Genomic DNA, 24040 nt, shown 5'->3' with positions numbered 1-24040 from the left:
TCCCTGTCACCGCCGCCTGCCGCGCATTTGCACGTCGTGCCGCCTCCCCACCCGCCCGATCCGTACCGAAACCGGGCGTTTAAGCCTTGACATCCACGTCTGAAAGGGATGAATGTTATCGATAACATAAACCTGTATGAATGCAATGTCGAGAGACTGGAGGAAACAGTGGGCCTTAAATTGTTCGATCTTTCCGGCCGCCGCGCCCTGATCACGGGTTCGTCCCAGGGCATCGGCTTCGCGCTGGCGCAAGGGCTGGCGGAAGCGGGAGCGGAAGTGGTGCTGAACGGGCGCGACGAGGCGAAGCTGAAAGCTGCCGCCGCCGGCATCAAGGGCGCGAAAACGCTTGCCTTCGATGCCACCGATCATGAAGCGGTGCGCAAGGCCATCGACGGTTTCGAGGCGGAAGTCGGTCCCATCGATATTCTGGTCAACAATGCCGGCATGCAGCATCGCACGCCGCTCGAGGATTTTCCGGCGGATGCCTTCGAGCGCCTGCTGCAGACCAACATCGCCTCGGTGTTCCACGCCGGACAGGCGGCCGCGCGCCACATGATCAGCCGCGGCCGTGGCAAGATCATCAACATCGCCAGCGTTCAGACCGCCCTTGCCCGCCCCGGCATCGCGCCCTACACCGCCACCAAGGGCGCCGTCGGCAACCTGACGAAAGGCATGGCGACGGATTGGGCCAAATACGGCCTGCAATGCAACGCCATCGCACCCGGCTATTTCGACACGCCGCTCAACGCGGCCCTGGTGGCGGACGCGACCTTCTCGGCATGGCTTGAAAAGCGTACGCCCGCCGGTCGCTGGGGCAAGGTCGAAGAGCTTGTCGGCGCCTGCATCTTCCTGTCGTCCGATGCCTCGTCCTTCGTGAACGGACATATTCTCTATGTCGACGGCGGCATCACCGCTTCGCTTTAAAAACACCGAAACCGGATGGCCGGCTGCGGCCGCCATCCGGTTTTGAACCGACGACACCACGACACTTTGGGAGGAGGCCGTGAACACCATGACCGAGAAGAACAAAGTCGCCCTGATCGGCGCTGGCGCCATGGGCGGGGCAATCGGCACACGGCTCATCGAGACCGGCAATCAGCTGACGGTTTTCGATCTGGATGCGGAAAAGGTGGCGGCGCTGACGAGCCTTGGCGCGCAGAGCGCGGGTACGGCGGCGGAAGCGGCTTCGGTTTCCGATGTGGTCATCCTCAGCCTCAATTCGCCGAAAATCGTTCGCATCGCCATCTTCGGCAAGGATGGTGTGGCGGCGGGGGCGAAGCCCGGCACGCTCATCATCGACATGTCCTCCATCGATCCGGAAGCGACGAAGGAACTGGCGGTCGATGCTGCGGAAAAAGGCCTGCGCTGGGTGGACAGCCCGCTTTCGGGTGGCGCGCCCAAGGCGCTCATCGGGCAATTGACGCTGATGGCCGGCGGCAGCGAAACGGATGTGGCCGATGCGCATCGCGTGCTGCGGCATGTGGCCAGCAATTATACCCACATGGGACCCTGCGGCGCGGGGCAGACGACGAAACTCATCAACCAGGTTCTGTGCGGGCTGAACTTCCTTGCGGTGGCGGAAGCAACCCAGCTTGCGCTGGATGCCGGCGTCGATGCCGCCAAAATACCGCAGGCGCTGAAGGGCGGCCGCGCCGACAGCGCCATCCTGCAGGAATATATGCCGCGTTATGTGGCGAAGGATTACCGCCGCACCGGCCGCATCGACAATATGGTGAAAGACCTCAACGGCGCGCAGGATCTCGCCCGGCGCACCAACACGGCCATGCCGCTGACGGCGGTTTGCGCCGAGGTGCACCGCATGCTGACGGCGGCCGGGCTGGGTGGGGAGGATCAGGCCGCGCTGATGGAATATTTCAGCGGCGCGAAACGAACCTTTCCGGACTGATTTGCCCGGCAGACATGGATGGCAGGAGCCTGTTGATACAGCCCTAACGGGCCTTTAACGGCCATTGCGAAATTGTCCTTCAGCGAAGATGATCGGGCGAATCGGCACGGCGGCTGCCCCGATGACCGCAGACGCATGCATGCAAAGGACAATTTCCCGATGACACCCTCCACCACAGGCACGGGGATTGCCGGTCTGACTGTTTCTGGAAACGGTTTCACTGCCGAAATCGCTTATGAGGGCGCGACGCTTTTAAGCTGGCGGCCGATCTCTGCCGATGGCGGCGAAGGCGAAAATCTTGTCGACGGATATTCGACGCCCGCCGAAATGCAGTCGCAAAACGGCGTGAGAAACGGCATTCTCGCACCCTTCACCAATCGCATTCCGGATGGTCGGTTCAGTTTTGGCGAGCAGATGCACCGCATCGAACCGGTGCTTGCCCATGAAGCCCTCGTCTTCCACGGATTTGCCAGAGCCCTGCCCTTCGCGCTTGCGCAGTCTTTCGAGGAAAACGGCGGTCGCATCCTCGTCTTCCGCGCCGAAATAGCGCCTGCGGATTTCAAGGGTTATCCCTACCGTCTCGCCATCGAGGTGGAATATCGCTTTTCCAGCCATGAGGTCACCATCGACATACGCGGCATCAATCGCGATGACCGGCCCCTGCCTTTCGCCGCCGGCTGGCATCCCTATTTCCGCCTGCCCGGCACGACGTCTATCGACGACCTTCTTCTCACACTGCCCTCGCGAACGGCGATTGAAACAGACGAAGACCTGATCCCCCTGCGCAACCCACAGGGCGGGGTGGTCAAACAGGACGACACCCGCTTTCTCCATGCGCCCTTGGCCGGCCATGTGCTCGATATCTGCTTCACCGACCTCATCGCATCCGAAAACGGGCTTTACGAAACGAGGCTCGAAAACCGGCACGACGGTTCGAGCCTGACGGTCTGGCAGGAGCGCGGGCACATGCATGTCTTCACCGGCGATACGCTCGCCCGCGACAGGCGGCAATCCATCGCGCTCGAACCGGTGGAAACGCCGACCAACGCCTTCAACCAGCCGGAACTCGCGGATACGATTGCGCTGCAACCGGGCGAGACGCGAAGCTTCCGCTTCGGTGTTCGTTTTATGGCGGGGCGCTGATCAAGGCTCGATGATCGCTCAGATATGTGTCGTCGGCAGGGAAGACGAGAGCTTCACCGTCTCCATGGAGATATAGGCCGACATGTCGTAAAGCTCGACGCGGCGCAGGATCTGTTTGTAGATCGTGTCGTAATATTCGACATTCGGCAGCACGAGTTTCAGAATATAGTCGAAATTGCCGGTCAGCCGGTGAACCTCGACAATTTCCGGTATGGTGCTGACGGCGGCATGGAACCGGTCCAGCCAGTCCTCCGCATGCAGGCCGGTTCTCACCAGCAGGAAAACCGTGGTCGGCAGGTTGATCTTGCGCCGGTCGAGCAGCGCCATCGTACCCGTTACATAACCTTCCGCCCGCAACCGCGTAATACGCCGTGAACAGGCGGACAGCGACAGCGACACTTCCTCCGCAATGTCGGCGAGCGGCGTTTCTGCATTTTCCTGGAGAATCGCAAGGATTCGGCGGTCGCGATCATCAATCATCGATAAAGAATGCACAGGTTAACGCAATGACGCAATAGACTTGCGATATTTAGATAAATAGCGCCACAATTTTGCATTTTCGCCGTGAAATCCCTGCAAAAACGCATGCCGTTTTCGTCCCGACGATGGCATTCTTATTTTCAATCAAACTTGATAAGGGAACTCTTATGAAACGGATCGGCCTGATCGGCGGCATGAGCTGGGAATCCACCGCAACCTATTACCGCATGATCAACGAGGCCGTGCGCGACAGCCGCGGCGGGCTGGTTTCGGCCGACATCGTCATGCATTCGCTCGATTTTTCCGAGGTCGTCGCCCTTCAGAAGGCCGATCGCTGGGATGAGGCCGGTGCGCTTCTGGGTGCGGCCGGCGCGCGCCTTGCCAATGCGGGCGCCGATTGCGTGCTGATCTGCACCAACACCATGCATCTTGTCGCGGACACCGTGGAGAAGATGTCCGGCGTGGCGTTGATCGACATCATCGATGAAACCGCCGCAGCCCTGAAGGCGGACGGACGCCGCAAGCCGCTGCTGCTCGCCACCCGTTACACGATGGAACACGGCTTCTACACCGACCGCATGCGCCGCCACGGTATCGAGGTGGTCGTTCCCGATGCGGAAGACCGGGTTGCGATCCACGACATCATCTTCGGTGAACTCTGCCAGGGCGAAATCAAGTCCTGCTCGCGCGAGCGCTATCTCGCAGTCATCGAGAAGGCCCGCGCACTTGGCGTCGATTCCGTCATTCTCGGCTGCACCGAGATTTCGCTGCTGATCGATCCCGATGCCCTGCCGCTGCCGGGTTACGATTCGACCGCCATTCACGCGAAGGCCGCCGTCGGCTTCGCGCTCGGAAACAAGGCCCTGAACAGAGCCGCATGAATGTGCCGCCTCTTTGCCTATTCCGGTAAACCGGTCTGGCTCGACAGTCTGCTGATCGAGCCGGAAGCATCGCTGGTCAGCCAGTCCATGGCCGCAAGGGAAGCAAAAACCGTCGTCAATGGCGATGGCTGCGGCCTTGGCTGGTATGGCGAACGCGGAACGCCCGGCGTTTTTCGCGACACCCGACCCGCCTGGTCCGACGCCAATCTGGCGGCGCTTTGCCACCAGCTCCGCTCGGGCATGTTCATGGCCCATGTCCGCTCCGCCACATCAGGCGAAGTGTCCCGCGCCAACTGCCATCCCTTTGCGCATGGGCGATACCTGTTCATGCATAACGGCCAGATCGGCGGTTACGAGCAGATCAGGCGCGACATCGATTCCCTCATCCCCGACGATATCTATGCATCCCGTCGCGGTACCGGAGACAGCGAAGCCATTTTCCTGATTGCCGCCGGGCATGGCCTCGACACCGAGCCGGTTCGCGCCATTTCCACCGCGCTGCGGCTTTGCCAGGAAAAGATGATGGCGGCAGGCGTGTCTTCCGCGCTGCGATTCAGCGCCGTCCTGATGGATGGCGATTGCCTGCATGCCTTCCGCTGGTCGAGCGACGACAAGCCGCCGACACTCTACTGGCGAGGGCTCGATGACGGCATCGCATTGAGTTCCGAACCCTTTTCCTTCGATTGCGCGCCCTGGTGCGCCGTTCCCCCCAATACCAGGGTGACGATCCGCGCCGGGGAGATGGCGATGGAGCCTTTTCTCCTGCCGTAAACAGCGCCATTGGCGATGATCGCAGCCGGTTTTTACACCCGCGCCACCACAGGTCGGCGCGGCGGCAGCGCCGCCCTGTTTATTTTCATTGAATTTTCACAACCGCGAAGGCTAGTGTGTGATCCGATAGTTCGAAACAGATTTCAGGACCGGTGAACCATTTCAGAAGTATTGCAGCCTCTTCCCCTTTTCCGAGCGATGCCCGGCATCGCAAGGACCAAGAAAATCCGCTGAAGAACGGCGCAGACAGGGCGATCAATGCCTTCGGCGATCCTTTGGGCGCCGAGAAAAACACTTATTTTTCATTGCGCTAAGCTGTTCAATTTTCCGAAAAAATTGCTGTTGCCACGCCTCCATATCGATGCATAAACTGGCATCAGCAAAGGCAAACCGGATCGACCTCATCAGACCCTCTCCTCCCACCAAGGTGCTGACCGACCAATGATCAATAATCTTAACGCCGCCGATCTTCCCCGTCCCGCCCCGCGCAGTTCCAACCCGGAAATCATGGCGTCGGAAATCATCGAACGCCTCACCTACCGTATCGGCAAGGATGTCAAGGTTGCCAAGCCCCATGACTGGCTGACTGCAACAATCCTCGTCGTGCGCGACCGCATCATCGACAAGTGGATGGAATCCACCCGCAAGGCCTATGCCAACAATTCCAAGCGCGTTTATTACCTGTCGCTCGAATTCCTGATCGGCCGCCTGATGCGCGACGCCATCTCCAATATCGGCCTGATGCACGAAATCCGCGATGCCCTGTCCTCGCTCGGCGTCGATCTGGATGTCATCGCCGGGCTGGAGCCGGATGCGGCGCTCGGCAATGGCGGTCTCGGCCGGCTTGCGGCCTGTTTCATGGAATCCATGGCGACCGTCGACATTCCCGCCTATGGCTACGGCATCCGTTACGTGCACGGCCTCTTCCGCCAGCAGATGGCGGACGGATGGCAGGTGGAACTGCCGGAAACCTGGCTGGCGCACGGCAACCCCTGGGAATTCGAGCGCCGCGAAAGCTCCTATGAGGTCGGCTTCGGCGGCTCGGTGGAAACCATCGGCGGTTATGAAGATCCGCAGCGTTTCGTCTGGAAACCGGCTGAACGCGTCATCGCCATGGCTTACGATACGCCGGTCGTCGGCTGGCGCGGCACCCGCGTCAATACGCTCCGCCTGTGGTCGGCGCAGCCTATCGACCCCATTCTGCTGGCCGCCTTCAACGCCGGCGACCATATCGGCGCCTTGCGCGAAAGCAACAAGGCGGAAAGCCTGACGCGGGTTCTCTACCCCGCCGATGCGACGCCGGCCGGTCAGGAACTGCGCCTGCGGCAGGAGTTCTTCTTCTCCTCCGCCTCGCTGCAGGACATTCTGCGCCGCCATTTGCAGCAATATCCCGATTTCACCTCGCTGCCTGAGAAGGTCTCGATCCAGCTCAACGATACGCATCCGGCCATTTCCATCGCCGAAATGATGCGTCTTCTGTGCGATGTGCACGGGCTGGAATTCGAGGAAGCGTGGAAGATCACGCAGGGCACATTCTCCTATACCAACCACACGCTTCTGCCGGAGGCGCTGGAAAGCTGGCCGGTGCCGCTGCTTGAGCGTCTTCTGCCAAGACATATGCAGATCGTCTATGCGATCAACGCCAACACGCTGGTCTACGCCCGCAAGGAAAAGAAGATGGCGGATCAGCAGATCCGTTCGATCTCGCTGATCGATGAAGGCGGCGAACGCCGCGTGCGTATGGGCAACCTCGCCTTTATCGGCTCGCATTCCATCAACGGCGTTTCCGCCCTTCATACCGACCTGATGAAGGAAACGGTCTTTGCCGACCTGCACAGCCTTTATCCTGATCGTATCAACAACAAGACCAATGGCATCACACCGCGCCGCTGGCTGATGCAGTGCAATCCGGGCCTCACCAGCCTGCTGCGCGAAGCAATCGGCGACGATTTCCTCGACGATGCGGAAAAACTCACCGCGCTCGACCGTTTTGCCGACGATGCCGGTTTCCGCGAGAAATTCGCCGAGGTGAAGCGTCTGAACAAGGTACGGCTTGCCAATACGGTGGCGCAGCGCATGGGCATCCGCGTCGATCCCTCGGCCATGTTCGACATCCAGATCAAGCGTATCCACGAATATAAGCGCCAGCTTCTGAACCTTGTTGAAACGGTCGCACTTTATGACCAGATCCGTTCCCACCCGGAACTGGATTGGGTGCCGCGCGTTAAGTTCTTCGCAGGCAAGGCGGCGCCGAGTTATCACAACGCGAAGCTGATCATAAAGCTTGCCAACGATATTGCCCGGGTCATCAACAACGATCCGGCCGTGCGCGGGCTTCTGAAAGTGGTGTTTGTTCCGAACTATAACGTCTCGCTTGCGGAAATCATGGTTCCCGCCGCCGATCTTTCCGAACAGATCTCGACGGCCGGTATGGAAGCTTCCGGCACCGGCAACATGAAATTCGCACTCAACGGCGCGCTCACCATCGGCACGCTCGATGGCGCCAATGTCGAAATGCGCGATCATGTCGGCGCGGAGAATATCGTCATCTTCGGAATGACGGCGGATGAAGTGGCCAAGGCGCGCGCCGAAGGCCACAATCCCCGCGCGATCATCGAAGGATCGGCCGAGCTGTCGCAGGCGCTGTCTTCCATCGCCTCCGGCGTCTTTTCGCCGGATGACCGCTCCCGTTTCGCCGGCCTGATCGACGGTATTTACAACAGCGACTGGTTCATGGTCGCCGCCGACTTCGACGCCTATGCCAATGCGCAGCGGGAAGTGGACGCGATCTGGAGCGATCCGGACAGCTGGTATGCCAAGACAGTGCGCAACACGGCGCGCATGGGCTGGTTCTCGTCCGACAGGACGATCCGCCAATATGCCACCGAGATCTGGAGAGCCTGATGAAAAAACCGCTCAATTCGGCCGAAGAGAAAAAGACTGGCGACATCACGAAGGCTGAAATCGAGGCGATCAAGAGCGGTTTGCATTCCAATCCCTTTGCCCTTCTCGGCGTTCACGAAACGCCGGAAGGGTTTTCCGCCCGCTGTTTCATTCCCGGTGCCGAGGAGGTTTCCGTCCTGACGCTGGACGGAAATTTCGTGGGCGAATTGAAGCGGCTCGATCCGGACGGCTTTTTCGAAGGCCGGATCGATCTTTCGAAGCGACAGCCGGTGCGGTATCGCGCCAGCCGCGACGATGCCGAATGGGCGGTGACCGACCCCTACAGCTTCGGCCCGGTTCTCGGCCCCATGGACGATTATTTCGTCCGCGAAGGATCGCATCTGAGGCTCTTCGACAGGATGGGGGCGCATCCGCTGAAGCTCGAGGGCGTCGAAGGTTTCCACTTCGCCGTCTGGGCTCCCAATGCGCGGCGCGTTTCCGTCGTCGGCGATTTCAACAATTGGGATGGCCGCCGGCATGTCATGCGGTTCCGCAAGGATACCGGCATCTGGGAAATCTTCGCGCCTGACGTCTATGCCGGCTGTGCCTACAAGTTCGAAATCCTCGGCGCAAACGGCGAGCTTCTGCCCCTCAAAGCCGACCCCTATGCGCGGCGCGCCGAGTTGCGGCCAAAGAACGCCTCCGTTACCGCACCGGAACTCACCCAGAAATGGGAAGATCAGGCCCACCGGGAACATTGGGCGCAGGTGGACCAGCGCCGCCAGCCGATCAGCATTTACGAGGTGCATGCCGGCTCCTGGCGGCGGCGCGAGGACGGCACGTTCCTGAGCTGGGACGAACTGGCCGCCCAGCTCATTCCCTATTGCACGGATATGGGCTTCACCCATATCGAGTTCCTGCCCATCACCGAACATCCCTATGACCCTTCTTGGGGTTACCAGACGACCGGGCTTTATGCGCCGTCCGCCCGTTTCGGCGATCCGGAGGGCTTTGCGCGTTTCGTCAATGGCGCCCACAAGGTCGGCATCGGCATCCTGCTCGATTGGGTTCCGGCGCATTTTCCAACCGACGAGCACGGCTTGCGCTGGTTCGACGGCACGGCACTTTACGAACATGCCGATCCGCGTCAGGGTTTTCATCCCGACTGGAACACGGCCATCTATAATTTCGGCCGCATCGAGGTGATGTCCTACCTCATCAACAATGCGCTTTATTGGGCCGAAAAATTCCATCTCGACGGCCTGCGTGTCGATGCGGTCGCCTCGATGCTCTATCTCGATTATTCCCGCAAGGAAGGCGAGTGGATTCCCAATGAATATGGCGGGCGGGAAAATCTTGAATCCGTCCGTTTCCTGCAGAAGATGAATTCCCTCGTCTACGGCACCCATCCGGGTGTCATGACCATTGCCGAGGAATCCACCTCCTGGCCGAAAGTGTCGCAGCCGGTCCACGAAGGCGGCCTCGGCTTCGGTTTCAAATGGAACATGGGCTTCATGCACGATACGCTGAGTTATTTCTCGCGCGAGCCGGTGCATCGCAAGTTCCACCATCAGGAACTGACCTTCGGCCTGCTTTACGCCTTCAGCGAAAATTTCGTGTTGCCGCTTTCCCATGACGAGGTGGTGCACGGCAAGGGATCGCTGATCGCCAAGATGTCCGGCGACGACTGGCAGAAATTCGCCAATCTGCGCTCCTATTACGCCTTCATGTGGGGTTATCCCGGCAAGAAGCTGCTGTTCATGGGGCAGGAATTCGCACAATGGAGCGAATGGAGCGAAAAGGGCTCGCTCGACTGGAACCTGCGCCAATATCCGATGCATGAGGGCATGCGCCGCCTCGTGCGCGATCTCAACCTCACCTACCGTTCAAAACCCGCTTTGCACGCCCGCGACTGCGAACCGGAAGGTTTCCGCTGGCTTGTGGTGGATGACCACGACAATTCCGTCTTCGCCTGGCTGCGCATGGCGCCGGGTGAAAAGCCGGTGGCGGTCATCTGCAATCTCACGCCGGTCTATCGGGAAAACTATTATGTGCCGCTTCCGCTTGCGGGGCGGTGGAGGGAGATTCTCAACACCGACGCCGAAATTTATGGCGGCAGCGGCAAGGGAAATGGCGGACGCGTTCAGGCGGTCGATGCCGGGGGAGACATCGGGACAATGCTCGTCCTGCCGCCGCTCGCAACGATCATGCTCGAGCCGGAAAACTGACAGACAGAGAGGGAGGACACCATGTCGGAAAAAAGAGTTCAGCCTTTGGCACGCGATGCAATGGCCTATGTCCTCGCAGGCGGCAGAGGAAGCCGCCTGAAGGAATTGACGGACCGCCGGGCAAAACCCGCCGTCTATTTCGGCGGCAAGGCGCGCATCATCGATTTTGCGCTCTCCAACGCGCTCAATTCCGGCATTCGCCGCATCGGCGTCGCCACGCAATACAAGGCGCACTCGCTCATCCGCCACCTGCAGCGCGGCTGGGACTTCTTCCGTCCCGAGCGTAACGAAAGCTTCGATATTCTGCCGGCCTCCCAGCGCGTTTCCGAAACGCAGTGGTATGAAGGCACGGCCGACGCCGTCTACCAGAACATCGACATCATCGAGCCCTATGCGCCGGAATATATGGTCATCCTCGCCGGCGACCATATTTACAAAATGGACTACGAATACATGCTGCAGCAGCATGTCGATTCCGGTGCGGACGTGACGATCGGCTGCCTTGAAGTGCCGCGCATGGAAGCGACCGGCTTCGGCGTGATGCATGTGAATGAAAAAGACGAGATCATCGATTTCATCGAAAAACCGGCCGATCCGCCGGGCATTCCCGGCAATGAAGGCTTCGCTCTCGCCTCGATGGGCATCTACGTCTTCCATACGAAATTCCTGATGGAAGCCCTGCGCCGCGACGCCGCCGACCCGACTTCCAGCCGCGACTTCGGCAAGGACATCATTCCCTATATCGTCGAGCACGGCAAAGCCGTCGCCCATCGCTTCGCCGATAGTTGCGTGCGTTCGGACTTCGAGCATGGTCCTTACTGGCGCGATGTCGGCACCATCGACGCCTATTGGCAGGCCAATATCGACCTGACGGATGTGGTGCCGGACCTCGATATCTACGACAAGTCCTGGCCGATCTGGACCTATGCGGAAATCACGCCGCCGGCGAAATTCGTGCACGATGACGAGAACCGCCGCGGTTCGGCCGTGTCTTCGGTCGTCTCCGGCGATTGCATCATTTCCGGCGCCTCCCTGCAGCGCAGCCTGCTGTTTACCGGGGTGCGCGCTAATTCATACTCCCGCCTTGAGAATGCCGTAGTACTGCCGAGTGTGAAGATCGGGCGTCATGCCCAGCTCAGCAATGTCGTCATCGACCATGGCGTGGTCATTCCGGAAGGACTGATTGTAGGAGAAGACCCAGAACTGGATGCCAAACGTTTCCGCCGCACCGAAAACGGCATTTGCCTTATCACCCAATCGATGATCGACAAGCTGGACCTGTAGAGCCCATGAATGTCCTTTCGGTTTCATCCGAAATCTATCCCCTGATCAAGACCGGAGGGCTCGCCGACGTTGCCGGCGCGCTCCCCATCGCGCTGGAAGCCCATGGCGTCACGACGCGCACATTGATACCCGGATATCCGGCGGTGAAAGCCGCCGTGACCGACCCCGTCAAATGTTTCGAATTTACCGATCTGCTCGGCGAAAAAGCCGATGTGCTCGAAGTGCGGCATGAGGGGCTCGACCTCCTCATTCTCGATGCGCCCGCCTATTACGAGCGCTCCGGCGGCCCCTATCTCGACCAGACCGGCAAGGATTATCCGGACAACTGGAAGCGTTTCGCGGCGCTTTCGCTGGCTGCGGCCCGCATCGCCGCCGGCGCGCTTCCCGGCTGGCGGCCGGATATGGTGCATGCCCATGACTGGCAGGCCGCGATGGCGCCGGTCTATATGCGTTATGCCGAAACGCCGGAGATTCCGAGCCTTCTCACCATCCACAACATCGCTTTTCAGGGCCAGTTCGGCGCGAATATTTTCAGCAAGCTTGCATTGCCCGCCCATGCCTTCGGCATGGAAGGCATCGAATATTATAACGATGTGAGCTTCCTGAAAGGCGGACTTCAAACGGCAACGGCGCTCAGCACCGTCAGCCCGTCCTATGCCGAGGAAATCCTCACCCCGCAATTCGGCATGGGGCTGCACGGCGTCATCGGCAGCCGCGCCCATGTGCTGCACGGCATCGTCAACGGCATCGATGCCGATGTCTGGAACCCGGCGACGGACCATCTGATCCACGACAATTATTCAGCCGCCAATCTCAGAAACCGCGCGCTGAACAAGAAGGCGGTCGCCGAACATTTCCGCATCGACGATGATGACAGCCCGCTTTTCTGCATCATCTCCCGCCTCACCTGGCAGAAGGGCATCGACCTCATGGCGGAAGCCGTGGATGAGATCGTTTCCCTCGGCGGCCGTCTGGTCGTGCTGGGCGCCGGCGATGTGGCGCTGGAAGGCGCGCTTCTGGCGGCGGCATCCCGCCACCATGGCCGCGTCGGCGTTGCCGTCGGTTATAACGAGCCGCTGTCGCATCTGATGCAGGCGGGCTGCGATGCGATCATCATTCCCTCGCGTTTCGAACCCTGCGGCCTCACCCAGCTTTATGCGCTGCGCTACGGCTGCATTCCGGTCGTCGCCCGCACCGGCGGCCTTGCCGACACGGTGATCGACGCCAACCATGCCGCCATCGCCAATAAATCGGCGACCGGCGTGCAATTTTCACCCGTCACGCTCGATGGTCTGAAACAGGCGATCCGCCGGACCGTCCGTTATTACCACGACCCGAAACTATGGACACAAATGCAGAAACTCGGAATGAAATCCGATGTTTCCTGGGAAAAAAGCGCCGGTCTTTACGCCGCGCTTTACAGCCAGCTTATTTCGAAAGGCCATTGAAACAATGATCAAGACCGTTCAGACGAAGCCCTATCAGGACCAGAAGCCGGGCACATCCGGCCTGCGCAAGAAGGTGCCAGTCTTCGCCCAGGAAAATTACGCCGAGAACTTCATCCAGTCGATCTTCGACGCGCTTGAGGGCTTTCAGGGCCAGACGCTGGTGATCGGCGGCGATGGCCGCTATTACAATCGCGAAGTCATCCAGAAGGCGATCAAGATGGCCGCCGCCGCCGGTTTCGGCAAGGTATTGGTCGGTCAGGGCGGCATTCTCTCGACGCCCGCCGCCTCCAACGTCATCCGCAAATACAAGGCCTTCGGCGGCATCGTGCTTTCCGCCAGCCACAATCCCGGCGGCCCGAACGAAGATTTCGGCATCAAATACAATATCGGCAATGGCGGCCCCGCACCGGAAAAGATCACAGATGCGATCTACGCCCGCTCGAAGGTCATCGACAGCTATAAAATCTCCGACGCCGCCGATATCGATCTCGACAAGGTGGGCAGCTTCAAGGTGGACGAACTGACCGTCGAGGTGATCGACCCGGTTGCCGACTACGCCGCTCTGATGGAAGAACTGTTCGATTTCGCCGCCATCCGCGCGCTGATCGCCGGCGGTTTCAAGGTCGTGGTCGATTCCATGAGCGCCGTCACCGGTCCCTATGCCGTGGAGATCATCGAAAAGCGCCTCGGCGCGCCGAAGGGCTCCGTCCGCAACGCAACGCCGCTGCCTGATTTCGGCGGCCATCACCCTGACCCGAACCTTGTCCACGCCAAGGAGCTTTATGACGACGTCATGAGCCCGGAAGGCCCCGATTTCGGCGCCGCCTCCGATGGCGATGGCGACCGCAACATGGTCGTCGGCAAGGGCATGTTCGTCACCCCGTCCGACAGCCTCGCCATCATCGCCGCCAATGCCAAACTGGCCCCCGGTTATGCCGCCGGCATTTCCGGCATTGCCCGCTCGATGCCGACGAGTGCGGCAGCGGATCGTGTGGCCGAAAAGCTCGGCCTTGGCATGTATGAAACGCCGACCGGCTGGAAATTCTTCGGCAATCTCATGGATGCCGGCAAGGTGACGATCTGCGGCGAAGAAAGCTTCGGCACCGGCTCCAACCATGTGCGCGAAAAGGACGGCCTGTGGGCCGTGCTCTACTGGCTGAACATCGTCGCCGCGCGCAAGGAAAGCGTGAAGGACATCGTCACAAAGCACTGGGCCGAATATGGCCGCAACTATTATTCCCGCCATGACTATGAGGAAGTGGATTCGGACGCCGCCAACACGCTGGTCGCCACCCTGCGCGAAAAACTCGCCACACTTCCCGGCACCAGCTATGGCAATCTGAAGGTCGCGGCGGCGGATGATTTTGCCTATCACGATCCGGTCGATCAGTCGGTCAGCAAAAATCAGGGCATCCGCATCCTGTTCGAAGGCGGTTCGCGCATCGTGCTGCGCCTTTCCGGCACGGGCACTGCGGGCGCCACGCTTCGCCTCTATGTCGAGCGTTACGAGCCGGATGCGGCCCGTCACGGCATCGAAACGCAGGAGGCGCTCGCCGACCTGATTTCCGTTGCCGATACGATCGCCGGCATCAAGGCCCATACCGGCCGCAACGCACCGAGCGTTATTACGTAAGGGCTTGCCGCCCGCTCATGAGGGACGCACTGAAAGCGTCCCTCACTCGGCCTTGCCTCCCTTTTCCATTCTGGAAGAGAAACACCATTTCCCGGAGAGACAGACCATGCAGACACCTTCCGTTTTCCCCAAAGGTGCAATCCAGACGGAAAACGGAACGGAATTCACGGTCTATTCCCGGCACGCCTCGCAGATCGATCTCTGCCTTTTCGATGCGAAGGGCGAAAAAGAAACGGCGCGTTTGCCGATGACGCGCGGTGAAGATGACGTTCACCGGTTGACCGTCTCCGACGCCGGCCCCGGCACGCGATACGGCTTTCGCGCCCACGGCATTTACGCCCCCGAACACGGCCTCTGGTTCGATCCTGCAAAGCTGCTGCTCGACCCCTATGCCACGGAGATCGACCGCCCCTTCCGGCACGATCCCGCACTTTACGCCTTTGGTGCAGAGACCGGCGGGATCATGCCGAAGGCGATCCTTTCTCAGCATGAGCCAGTCCGGCGTCAACCGCCGCTTTTTGCCGAAGGCGGGCTGATTTACGAACTCGCCGTCAAATCCTTCACCCGGCTGCATCCCGAAGTGCCGGAAGAGATCAGAGGCACCGTCGCCGCACTTGCCCATCCCGCCATTGTCGCGCACCTGAAAAAAATCGGCGTCGATGCGGTGGAGTTGATGCCGATCACCGCATGGATCGACGAGCGCCACCTGCCGCCGCTCGGCCTTTCCAACGCCTGGGGTTATAATCCCGTCGGTTTCATGGCGCTCGATCCACGCCTCTGCCCCGGCGGCGTGCGGGAATTGCGCGACACGATTGCGGCGCTGCATGCGGAGGGCATCGGCGTCATTCTCGATCTGGTCTTCAACCATACCGGCGAAAGCGATATAGAAGGTTCGATCCTGTCGTTGCGCGGGCTCGATAACCTCACCGCCTTCCGCCACCCGCCGGGAAAGCCGGGTGTGCTGGTCAACGATACCGGCACCGGCAATACGGTTGCCTGCGATCATCCCTATATTCGCCAGCTCATCGTCGATTCCCTCAGGCATTTCGTTCTGAATGCCGGGGTGGACGGCTTCCGCTTCGATCTCGCGCCCGTGCTCGGGCGAACGGCCAATGGCTTCGACATGGCGAGCGAAACGCTCGCGGCCATGCATTCGGACCCGGCACTTTATGACCGGCTGCTGATCGCCGAACCATGGGATATCGGCCCCGGCGGATATCAGCTCGGCAATTTCCCCGAGAGCTTTCTGGAGTGGAACGACCGCGCCCGCGACGATATGCGCCGCTTCTGGCGCGGCGACGCCGGCACCACCGGGGCGCTGGCCGATGCGCTTTCCGGGTCTTCGCCGATCTTTTCCCGCCATGGCCGAGCGAACAGCCGCAGCGTCAATTTTCTCGCCGCCCATGACGGTTTCACCCTGTTCGATCTCGTCAGCCACGAACACAAGCACAATGAGAAAAATGGCGAGAACAATCGCGACGGCCACAATGAAAACCACTCCTGGAACAATGGTTTCGAAGGCCTGACGGATGATCCTGCCATTGTCGCCGCCCGCATTGCGGATGTGAAGGCGCTGCTTTCCACCCTGTTCGTCAGCCGCGGCGCCTTGATGCTGACCGCCGGCGATGAGGGCGGCCGCAGCCAGCATGGCAACAACAACGCCTATTGTCAGGACAATGACATTACCTGGGTCGACTGGTCTTCGCTTGTCCCCGAACTGATCGATCACACCGCATTTCTCGCAGCGCTTCGCAAACGCTTCGACGTCTTTTCCGAGACCAGCTTCTTTTCCGGCAGCGGCGATGTGACATGGCTTGCCCCGGGTGGGGAGCCCATGACGGTTGCGGACTGGGAAAGCCCGAATGGACCGGCCTTCGCCATGGTGCTTTCAACGTCGGACAGGGAAACGGGCGACGAGGTCGAGCTTGCGGTTCTCATCAATCGCGGTCGCAAGGTCGTTCCTTTCACGCTGCCCGGCGATGGCTGGCATGCGATCGGCACGGATTTCGGCAATCCCGCCTTCCTGCCCGCCCGTTCCGTGGTGTTTTATCTGCGCAGTTGATCCCTTCGCGTCGCCAGCCGTATAAGTCCCTGGAAACAATGCGGACGAGGTAACATGACAAAAGAAATTGCGCTGGCGGAGATGAAAAATCTGGTCGGCACGGAAATGGGCGTCTCCGACTGGATCACCGTCGACCAGACGATGATTGACGCCTTCGGAAAGGCGACGCTGGACGAACAGTTCATCCACACCGACCCGGAACGCGCCAAAGCAGAAAGCCCCTTTGGCGGCACCATCGCGCATGGATTCCTGACGCTGTCTCTGCTTTCGGCGCTGAATTACGATGCCCTGCCCCGCATCCGCGAACAGACCATGGGCATCAATTACGGCTTCGATGCCGTTCGTTTCGTTACGCCGGTCAAAAGCGGTGCGCGGGTGCGCGGCCGCTTCACGCTGGCGGAGGCGCGTTTTCGCGGCGCGGCCATGTTGATGACGACCTATGACGTGACGGTGGAAATCGAAAACGAGAAAAAGCCGGCGCTTACCGCCCGCTGGACCACCATCAGCCAGTTCAACCCGGAGGACAGGCCGGAAGACGCCTGAAACCGCCGCAAGGGAGAGACCGCATGCATGACGAAGCCGTAAGGAATGCGTTTCTCGTGCAGGCAAGAGCCTGCGACAGCCTCGGCTCACCCTTTACCGCACGGCTCTGCCGCGCCATGGCAGCAAGGCTCGACCGCCATACCGAGGTGGGCGAGCGGATTTTATCCTGGCCCGGCGATATCGGCCCCTCGGGCGATTCCGTTCCCCTGCGGCTGGCGGGCGCCCTGCATGCGCTCGCCATAGAGGAAAAGATCGCGCCGCTTGCCGAAATCCCGCCGGAAGACGAAGAAGCGCTCTGGCAGGCCTGCGCCAGCGCCCTGCGTTTTCATTCCCCCTTCATCCTCGAAAGGTTGAAATCACCGCCGCAGACCAACGAGGTTCGCCGTTCCGCCGTTCTGCTGCCGGGCTTTCTTTCGATTGCGGCACTGACCGGCAAGCCGCTGGTGCTTTCCGAAGTCGGAGCCAGCGCGGGCCTCAACCTACAATTCGACCGTTACCGGTATCGTCTCGGCGATCTCACCTGGGGTGAACAATCCGATGTTTTCCTGTCACCGGAATGGCGCGGCGACACCCCGGCCCATGAGCAGATCGAGGTTATCGAGCGCGCCGGCTGCGATCTCAACCCGCTCGACCCGTCATCCGCCGAAGATCGCCTGCGGCTGATGTCCTATGTCTGGGCCGACCAGACAGACCGGCTGGAGCGAACCGCCGCCGCCCTACGGATAGCGGTGGAGCATGGTCTGCATGTCGAGAAGGCGGACGCGGTCGACTGGCTGAAACACCGACTTGCCAAGCAATATGCGGGTGCTGTCCACGTCGTCTATCATTCCGTCGCCTGGCAATATCTGCCCGATGGACTGAAACAGGCAGGCGAGGCTGCGATTGCCGAAGCTGGAACCCGCGCCACGCCGGATGCCCCGCTTGCCCGGCTGCAAATGGAGGCGGATGCGACACCGGGCGGTGCCGCCATTACCCTGCAGATCTGGCCGACCGGCGAGAAACAGGAAATCGGCCGGGCCGATTTTCATGGGCGATGGGTGGAATGGCGAGGCTGGATGGCGGGTTAAACCGCCACATCCTCAGCCGCCTCCTGCAGCAGCCCGCCGACATATTCCGCAAAGGAACGCCAGCATTCCACCCGGAACGTATCGTCCGCCGTGCGCAGCAGCACCACTTCCGCCTTGCCGAAAACGGTGCGCGAGCAGGCGCCGACAGGGAACTTTGCAAGAGAAAGATCCTGCGGGCAGCCGGCATTGAGTGCCGCTTCCGCACCGGCGCCGGAGACGATGACGGCCGTGTTGCGGTGGGAAATATCGGTTGCAGAAAACAGGCCGGAAACGCCGGCGAGAGCCGCCATCAAGTCGCTCTCGCCCTGATCGATCACCAGCCATTCATCCGGGCCGAGCCACAGAGCGGACCGCAGGCCCGAGGTGACGGAGCTTTTCGGGCTGGCAGGCAGGGCAAGACCGAGCGCTTCCGAAAGTGCCGGCAGGGCGCTTTCCCGGGCGCGCAGCGACAGCCGCGATGCGGAAGCAGCGGGTTTCAGCGAAACGAAGGGAGAGCCGCCGTGAAAATCCTCAAGCACCGATTTGCGTTTTGCGTGAAGTTTGTCAGCCATTGAGACGGGCTCCTTCCTTGTCGAGGAAGACCATGTCGGTCACTTCGACGGCAATGGTTTTATCTGCGAGCGGAATGTAGAGCGTTTCGCCCATGCGCGCCCTGCCATCCGCCACCAGCGCAAAAGCGATGGAATGGCGGAGATTTTCCGACCAGTAGGCGGAGGTGACATGACCGAGCATGGTCATGGGTTTCGGCTGGTTTGGATCGACAACGATCTGACCGCCCTCGTCCGGAACGGTCAGCCGGTCTTTCGTCTTCAGGCCGACAAGCTGTTTGCGGCCGGAGCGCGTGAGATCGGGGCGTTTCAGCCCGCGAATGCCGACGAAATCCGTCTTCTTCTTGGAAACGGCCCAGGCAAGCCCGGCATCGTCTGGCGTCACCGTGCCGTCCGTATCCTGCCCGACGATGATATAGCCCTTTTCCGCACGCAGAATGTGCATGGTCTCGGTGCCATAAAGGCAGCCGCCGACGGCTTCCGCCCTTTCGCGGATCGCCGACCAGACGGCTGCGCCGTAATCGGCCGGAACGTTGATTTCGAAACCGAGTTCGCCGGTGAATGACACGCGGAAGAGCCGCGTCGGCACACCGCAGAATGTGCCTTCGGCCACCGCCATATGCGGGAAGGCCTCCGGCGAGAGATCGATGCCCTCGACGAAGGGAGCGATAACCTCGCGCGCCTTCGGCCCCTGCACGGCAATCACGGCCCATTGCTCGGTGGCCGAGGTGAGCCAGACATTGAGATCGGGGAATTCGGTCTGGAGATAATCTTCCATGTGCTGGAGAACGCGCGGCGCGCCGCCCGTGGTCGTCGTCACATGGAAACGGTCTTCGGCAAGACGGCCGACGACGCCGTCGTCGTAAACGAAACCGTCTTCGCGGGTCATGATGCCGTAACGGCAGCGGCCGGGTTTCAGCGTGTCCCAGGCATTGGTGTAGATGAGGTTCAGGAACTTCGCCGCATCCGGGCCGACCACTTCGATCTTGCCAAGCGTGGAGGCATCGAACACGCCGACGCTTGTCCGAACCGTCTTGCATTCGCGGTTGATCGCCTCATGCATGTCCTCACCCGCCCGCGGGAAGAACCAGGCGCGCTTCCAGTTGCCGACATCCTCGAACACCGCGCCGGCAGCCAGCTCTTCCTCGTGCATCGGCGTCTTGCGGGCCGGATCGAACAGCGCGCCGCGCGAATGGTTGATGAGCGTGCCAAAAGTGACCGGCGTATAGGGCTGGCGGAAGGTGGTGAGACCGACCTTGGGCAAATCCCGGCCAAGCGCTTCGGATGCGATGGCAAGGCCATGCATATTGGACATCTTGCCCTGATCGGACGCCATGCCATTGGTGGTGAAGCGCTTGATATGCTCGACGGAATGCATGCCCTCGCGCACGGCGAGGCGGATATCCTTGGCGCAGACATCGTGCTGGAAATCGATGAAGGCCTTGACGCCGGTGCCCTCACCCGCGCCTTCGGCCGCACCGATCATGCCGCCTGTCCAGGTCCTGGCATTCTCGCCGGAAAATTCCACGACGCCGCCACCGGCAGCCGCAGCCTCGGCAATCAGCGCGGAAAGATCGTCCGTGCCGTTGCAGGCGCCGATGGAGACACCGTTCTGCACATGGATATCCGGCAGGAAACGCTGGTTAGCCGCGTCAAACTTCAGCTTGCCACGCGATTGCGAGAAGAGATGCACCGAAGGCGTCCAGCCGGCCGAAACCACAAGCGCATCGATGGCGATCTTGCGCTTGTTGGAGCCGCCATTGCGGCCGACGGTCATCGAGGAGACGCGCAGGCGGCCGGCGGTGTTGTAAACGCTATGGCCCGCCAGCACTTCGATGCCGAGCGCACGCGCCTCATCCAGCAGGCGTTGATCCGGGTTCTCGCGGCAATCGACGATGGCGGCGATCTTCACCCCGGCCTTTTTCAGATCGAAGGCCGTCTCATAGGCCGAATCATGAGCGGTGTAGACCCCGACATTTTGGCCCACGGCGACGCCGTAATGGTTGAGATAGGTGCGTGCGGCCGAGGCCAGCATGATGCCGGGGCGGTCATTATTGGCAAAGACCATGTGGCGTTCAATCGCACCCGCCGCCAGCACGACCTTTTTGGCGCGCACCTGCCACAGCCGCTCACGCGGCTGGTGTCTGGCGGGCGTGGCGAGATGATCGGTCACCCGCTCGGCCAGCGCCACGAAATTGTGGTTGTAATAACCAAAAGCGGTGGTGCGGGTCAGAACCCGCACATTGGGCAGAGACTTCAGTTCGGCAAGAACCTTCTGCGCCCATTCGTAACCGGGCAGACCGTCGATGACAGTACCGGTGTCGAAACGCAACGCGCCGCCGACTTCGGCATTTTCATCGACCAGAATGACGCTGGCGCCGGTTTTCGCGGCAGCAAGCGCCGCGGTCAGACCAGCGACGCCTGCGCCGGCCACCAGCACGTCGCAATGGGCATAACGGCCGGAATAATGATCCGCATCCGGCTCGCTCGGCGCCTTGCCGAGACCGGCGGCGCGGCGGATCAGCGGTTCGTAAATCCTGTGCCAGGCGGCCTTCGGCCACATGAAGGTCTTATAATAAAAACCGGCCGCGAACATCGGCGACAGGAGGTCGTTGATCGCACTCAGATCGAAGGATAGCGACGGGAAACGGTTCTGCGAGGCGATGATCGCGCCGTCGAACACTTCCTGCACCGTGGCGCGCACATTGGGCTGCTTGCGCAGGCTGTCCCGCGACACATCGATCAGCGCATTCGGCTCTTCCGGCCCGGCGGACAGGAAGCCGCGCGGCCGGTGATATTTGAACGAGCGGCCGATCAGATGCACGCCATTCGCCAGAAGCGCGGAGGCGACCGTGTCCCCCTCCAGCGCCTGATAAATCTTGCCATCGAAGGTGAAGCGCGCGGTTCTGGCCGGGGTGAGACGACCGGCCCCCTTGATACGATAATCGCCGCTCATTGCCCGGCTCCCTTTTCTGCGGAAAGGACCGTCTCAGTATCGGGTTTCGGCTCACCCGCCTTGTAGGTCATCAGGAATTTGTCGCTGACCGAATCGCGGGCGGCGTTGAAGAAGCGGCCGCAGCCGTGAATGTGACGCCAGCGCTCGAAAACGAGGCCCTTGTCATTGTCGCGAATGAAGAAATATTCGGCGAAGGCCTCGTCGGAAATATCGGCGATGTTTTCCGGCCGGGCAATATGGGCTTCGCCCGCCCAGCGGAATTCCAGTTCGGAACGGTCTTCCCCGCAATAGGGGCAATGGATCAGAAGCATCGTCGCTCCACCTAGAGAGAATTTTCCGGAAGCGCTGTTCCGGCGGGTTGGTCACACAGCCGCTTTCCCATGGCTACGAAAGGGGAAAGCCGCTTTAAAAGCTGCTCGAAATTATCGAAAGGGCGTAGCGCCGAGGCCCGACCCATATTGACGATGGCAACCGCCATCATGTCGGTGTCGATCGCGAAGGGGTAATCCTGCTCGCCATCCTCCTTCTCGCCGACAAAATAAACCATCTTGTTCGCGAGACTCGGAGCACAGAGAAGCAGGCCTTTTTCCGCCACGAAAGGCCAGTCTTTCTCACCCTGCATCTTCGCAATCTTCTGGCTGCGAAAATCCCTGGCCTCGGGAATGACGCTGCCAACGGGCACGACCGTGGCCGCGCCTGATATGTTGATCGCAAGCATGGCCGCCGCCAGCATCAATGCGCCACCGCGGCAGCGGCAGCCTCATCGATAAGACGGCCGCTGCGGAACCGGTCGAGCGTCAGACCCGCCGCCAGACGATGCGGTTCACCGCGCGCGATGAGATGCGCGAAAAGATTGGCCGAACCCGGCGTCGCCTTGAAGCCGCCCGTGCCCCAGCCGCAATTGACAAAGAGATTCTGCACCGGCGTCACGCTCTGGATCGCCGAGCGGTCGGGCGTGTTGTCGGTGATGCCGCCCCATTGCCGCATCATCTTGACGCGGCGGAAGATCGGGAACAGCTCGCAGATGGCGTCGAGCGTGTGGGTGATGATCTGCAGGCCGCCGGTCTGGGAATAGGAGTTATATTGATCGGTGCCCGCGCCGATGACCAGCTCGCCCTTGTCGGATTGCGAAATATAGGCGTGGACCGTGTTGGACATCACCACGCAGGGGAAGATCGGCTTCAGCGGCTCCGACACCAGCGCCTGCAGCGGGTTAGAATGCAGCGGAACGCGCACATCCGCCATTTTCATGATGACGGAGGAATGACCGGCGGCGGAAACGCCGATTTTCTTCGCACCGATGAAACCGCGATTGGTCTCCACACCCGTCACCGCCCCGTCCGGACCACGGCGAATGCCCGTAACCTCGCAATTCTGGATGATGTGCACGCCGCGGTCGGAGGCAGCGCGGGCATAGCCCCAGGCCACCGCATCGTGGCGCGCCGTGCCGCCGCGGCGCTGGAGTGCTGCGCCATTGATCGGATACCGCGCATTGCCGGAAATATCGAGCGGCGGGCAATAGGCCTTCGCCTGTTCCGGCGTCAGCCACTCATTGTCGATGCCGTAAAGACGGTTGGCATTGATATGGCGGCTGAAGGACTGCCGGTCATGGATATTGTGCGACAGCATCATCACGCCGCGCGCCGAATACATGACGTTGTAATTGAGATCCTGGCTCAGGCCTTCCCACAGTTTCAGGGAATGCTCGTAAATATCCATGCTCTCTTCATAGAGATAGTTGGAGCGGATGATGGTGGTGTTGCGGCCGGTATTGCCGCCGCCAAGCCAGCCTCTTTCCAGAACTGCGACATTGGTAATGCCGTGTTCCTTGGCAAGATAATAGGCAGCCCCGAGCCCGTGGCCGCCGCCGCCGATGATGATGACATCGTAATCCTTGCGCGGCTCGGGCGAGGCCCATTGCGCATCCCACCCCTTATGACCCCTGAGCGCCTCACGCGCCACGGCAAAAACGGAATATTTGCGCATTCGCAATCTGCTCCTCAAGAACCGGCCAGAAGCCGGAAACATGGCTCCGGCCCTTATCATACACATGGCAAATCGGGATGGGAGGCAATATCCATTTTGCGACGCCGCAATGATTTTGTTTCGACATCGCAGGCAGAATTCCGGGCAAGCCGCATTTTGCTGGGTGATTATGCGCTACCGGCTGGACTTGCTGCAAATGATCTGTTATTGCACGTCACCAA

The 24040-nt window shown here is 60.8% G+C and carries 19 protein-coding genes; 13 read left to right on the top strand and 6 right to left on the bottom strand.

Features of this window, described 5'->3' with window-relative positions:
- The first annotated feature begins 168 nt into the window (after positions 1 to 168).
- The 3 genes from I3J13_RS11910 to I3J13_RS11900 all read left to right on the top strand — a co-directional run bounded on the left by I3J13_RS11910 (position 169) and on the right by I3J13_RS11900 (position 3049).
- Positions 169 to 924: an SDR family oxidoreductase gene (locus I3J13_RS11910; RefSeq protein WP_196378922.1), complete on the top strand. Its 756-nt coding sequence runs from the start codon at positions 169 to 171 to the stop codon at positions 922 to 924.
- An 88-nt stretch (positions 925 to 1012) separates the two neighbouring features.
- Positions 1013 to 1906, top strand: a complete 894-nt coding sequence (locus I3J13_RS11905) for an NAD(P)-dependent oxidoreductase (protein WP_196378973.1) — start codon at positions 1013 to 1015, stop codon at positions 1904 to 1906.
- A gap of 159 nt (positions 1907 to 2065) precedes the next feature.
- The gene (locus I3J13_RS11900) at positions 2066 to 3049 is read left to right on the top strand and encodes an aldose 1-epimerase (protein ID WP_196378921.1); all 984 of its coding nucleotides are present in this window, start codon (positions 2066 to 2068) and stop codon (positions 3047 to 3049) included.
- Between the two features lie 18 nt (positions 3050 to 3067).
- Here the strand turns inward: I3J13_RS11900 and I3J13_RS11895 are convergent, their stop codons facing one another.
- A complete protein-coding gene (locus I3J13_RS11895; RefSeq protein WP_003522155.1) occupies positions 3068 to 3529 on the bottom strand; it encodes an Lrp/AsnC family transcriptional regulator in 462 nt (153 codons plus the stop codon).
- Between the two features lie 167 nt (positions 3530 to 3696).
- Between I3J13_RS11895 and I3J13_RS11890 the strand changes: the two genes are divergently transcribed.
- The 10 genes from I3J13_RS11890 to I3J13_RS11845 all read left to right on the top strand — a co-directional run bounded on the left by I3J13_RS11890 (position 3697) and on the right by I3J13_RS11845 (position 18329).
- Complete coding sequence (locus I3J13_RS11890) at positions 3697 to 4410, top strand: aspartate/glutamate racemase family protein (RefSeq protein ID WP_196378920.1); 714 nt, start codon at positions 3697 to 3699, stop codon at positions 4408 to 4410.
- On the top strand, positions 4411 to 5181 hold the full coding sequence (locus I3J13_RS11885; protein ID WP_035263410.1) for a class II glutamine amidotransferase: 771 nt from the start codon (positions 4411 to 4413) through the stop codon (positions 5179 to 5181).
- Between the two features lie 441 nt (positions 5182 to 5622).
- Positions 5623 to 8085: a glycogen/starch/alpha-glucan phosphorylase gene (locus I3J13_RS11880; RefSeq protein WP_003522152.1), complete on the top strand. Its 2463-nt coding sequence runs from the start codon at positions 5623 to 5625 to the stop codon at positions 8083 to 8085.
- The gene (gene glgB, locus I3J13_RS11875) at positions 8085 to 10292 is read left to right on the top strand and encodes a 1,4-alpha-glucan branching protein GlgB (protein ID WP_035263407.1); all 2208 of its coding nucleotides are present in this window, start codon (positions 8085 to 8087) and stop codon (positions 10290 to 10292) included. The genes I3J13_RS11880 and glgB overlap by 1 nt, the downstream gene beginning before the upstream one ends.
- A 21-nt stretch (positions 10293 to 10313) precedes the next feature.
- The gene (gene glgC / locus I3J13_RS11870; RefSeq protein ID WP_003522150.1) at positions 10314 to 11576 is read left to right on the top strand and encodes a glucose-1-phosphate adenylyltransferase; all 1263 of its coding nucleotides are present in this window, start codon (positions 10314 to 10316) and stop codon (positions 11574 to 11576) included.
- A gap of 5 nt (positions 11577 to 11581) precedes the next feature.
- A complete protein-coding gene (gene glgA / locus I3J13_RS11865; protein WP_196378919.1) occupies positions 11582 to 13024 on the top strand; it encodes a glycogen synthase GlgA in 1443 nt (480 codons plus the stop codon).
- Positions 13025 to 13028: 4 nt separating this feature from the next.
- Positions 13029 to 14657: an alpha-D-glucose phosphate-specific phosphoglucomutase gene (locus I3J13_RS11860; protein ID WP_196378918.1), complete on the top strand. Its 1629-nt coding sequence runs from the start codon at positions 13029 to 13031 to the stop codon at positions 14655 to 14657.
- A 106-nt stretch (positions 14658 to 14763) separates the two neighbouring features.
- Positions 14764 to 16719 (top strand): glycogen debranching protein GlgX, encoded by a 1956-nt coding sequence (gene glgX / locus I3J13_RS11855; protein ID WP_196378917.1) that lies wholly within the window; start codon positions 14764 to 14766, stop codon positions 16717 to 16719.
- 54 nt (positions 16720 to 16773) lie between these two features.
- Entirely contained in the window at positions 16774 to 17262 is a 489-nt protein-coding gene (locus I3J13_RS11850; RefSeq protein ID WP_080853869.1) for a MaoC family dehydratase, read from the top strand.
- 23 nt (positions 17263 to 17285) lie between these two features.
- Positions 17286 to 18329, top strand: coding sequence for a DUF2332 domain-containing protein (locus I3J13_RS11845; protein WP_196378916.1), 1044 nt, complete (start codon positions 17286 to 17288; stop codon positions 18327 to 18329).
- Here I3J13_RS11845 and I3J13_RS11840 read toward each other — a convergent pair.
- The 5 genes from I3J13_RS11840 to I3J13_RS11820 are packed head-to-tail and all read right to left on the bottom strand — an operon-like array spanning position 18326 to position 23819.
- A complete protein-coding gene (locus I3J13_RS11840; RefSeq protein ID WP_196378915.1) occupies positions 18326 to 18880 on the bottom strand; it encodes a sarcosine oxidase subunit gamma in 555 nt (184 codons plus the stop codon). The two genes, I3J13_RS11845 and I3J13_RS11840, sit on opposite strands and share 4 nt — an antisense overlap.
- On the bottom strand, positions 18873 to 21833 hold the full coding sequence (locus I3J13_RS11835; RefSeq protein WP_196378914.1) for a sarcosine oxidase subunit alpha: 2961 nt from the start codon (positions 21831 to 21833) through the stop codon (positions 18873 to 18875). Before I3J13_RS11835 ends, I3J13_RS11840 begins: the two co-directional genes overlap by 8 nt.
- Positions 21830 to 22144: a sarcosine oxidase subunit delta gene (locus tag I3J13_RS11830; RefSeq protein ID WP_003508553.1), complete on the bottom strand. Its 315-nt coding sequence runs from the start codon at positions 22142 to 22144 to the stop codon at positions 21830 to 21832. Before I3J13_RS11830 ends, I3J13_RS11835 begins: the two co-directional genes overlap by 4 nt.
- An 11-nt stretch (positions 22145 to 22155) precedes the next feature.
- Positions 22156 to 22566 (bottom strand): hypothetical protein, encoded by a 411-nt coding sequence (locus I3J13_RS11825; protein ID WP_196378913.1) that lies wholly within the window; start codon positions 22564 to 22566, stop codon positions 22156 to 22158.
- On the bottom strand, positions 22566 to 23819 hold the full coding sequence (locus tag I3J13_RS11820; protein ID WP_196378912.1) for a sarcosine oxidase subunit beta family protein: 1254 nt from the start codon (positions 23817 to 23819) through the stop codon (positions 22566 to 22568). The genes I3J13_RS11825 and I3J13_RS11820 overlap by 1 nt, the downstream gene beginning before the upstream one ends.
- Positions 23820 to 24040: the final 221 nt, after the last annotated feature.

This window comes from Agrobacterium leguminum, from assembly GCF_015704895.1.
Classification (GTDB): Bacteria; Pseudomonadota; Alphaproteobacteria; order Rhizobiales; family Rhizobiaceae; genus Agrobacterium; species Agrobacterium leguminum.
Note: the sequence above shows the minus strand (reverse complement) of the source record. Positions and strands in the feature narration are given on the sequence as shown.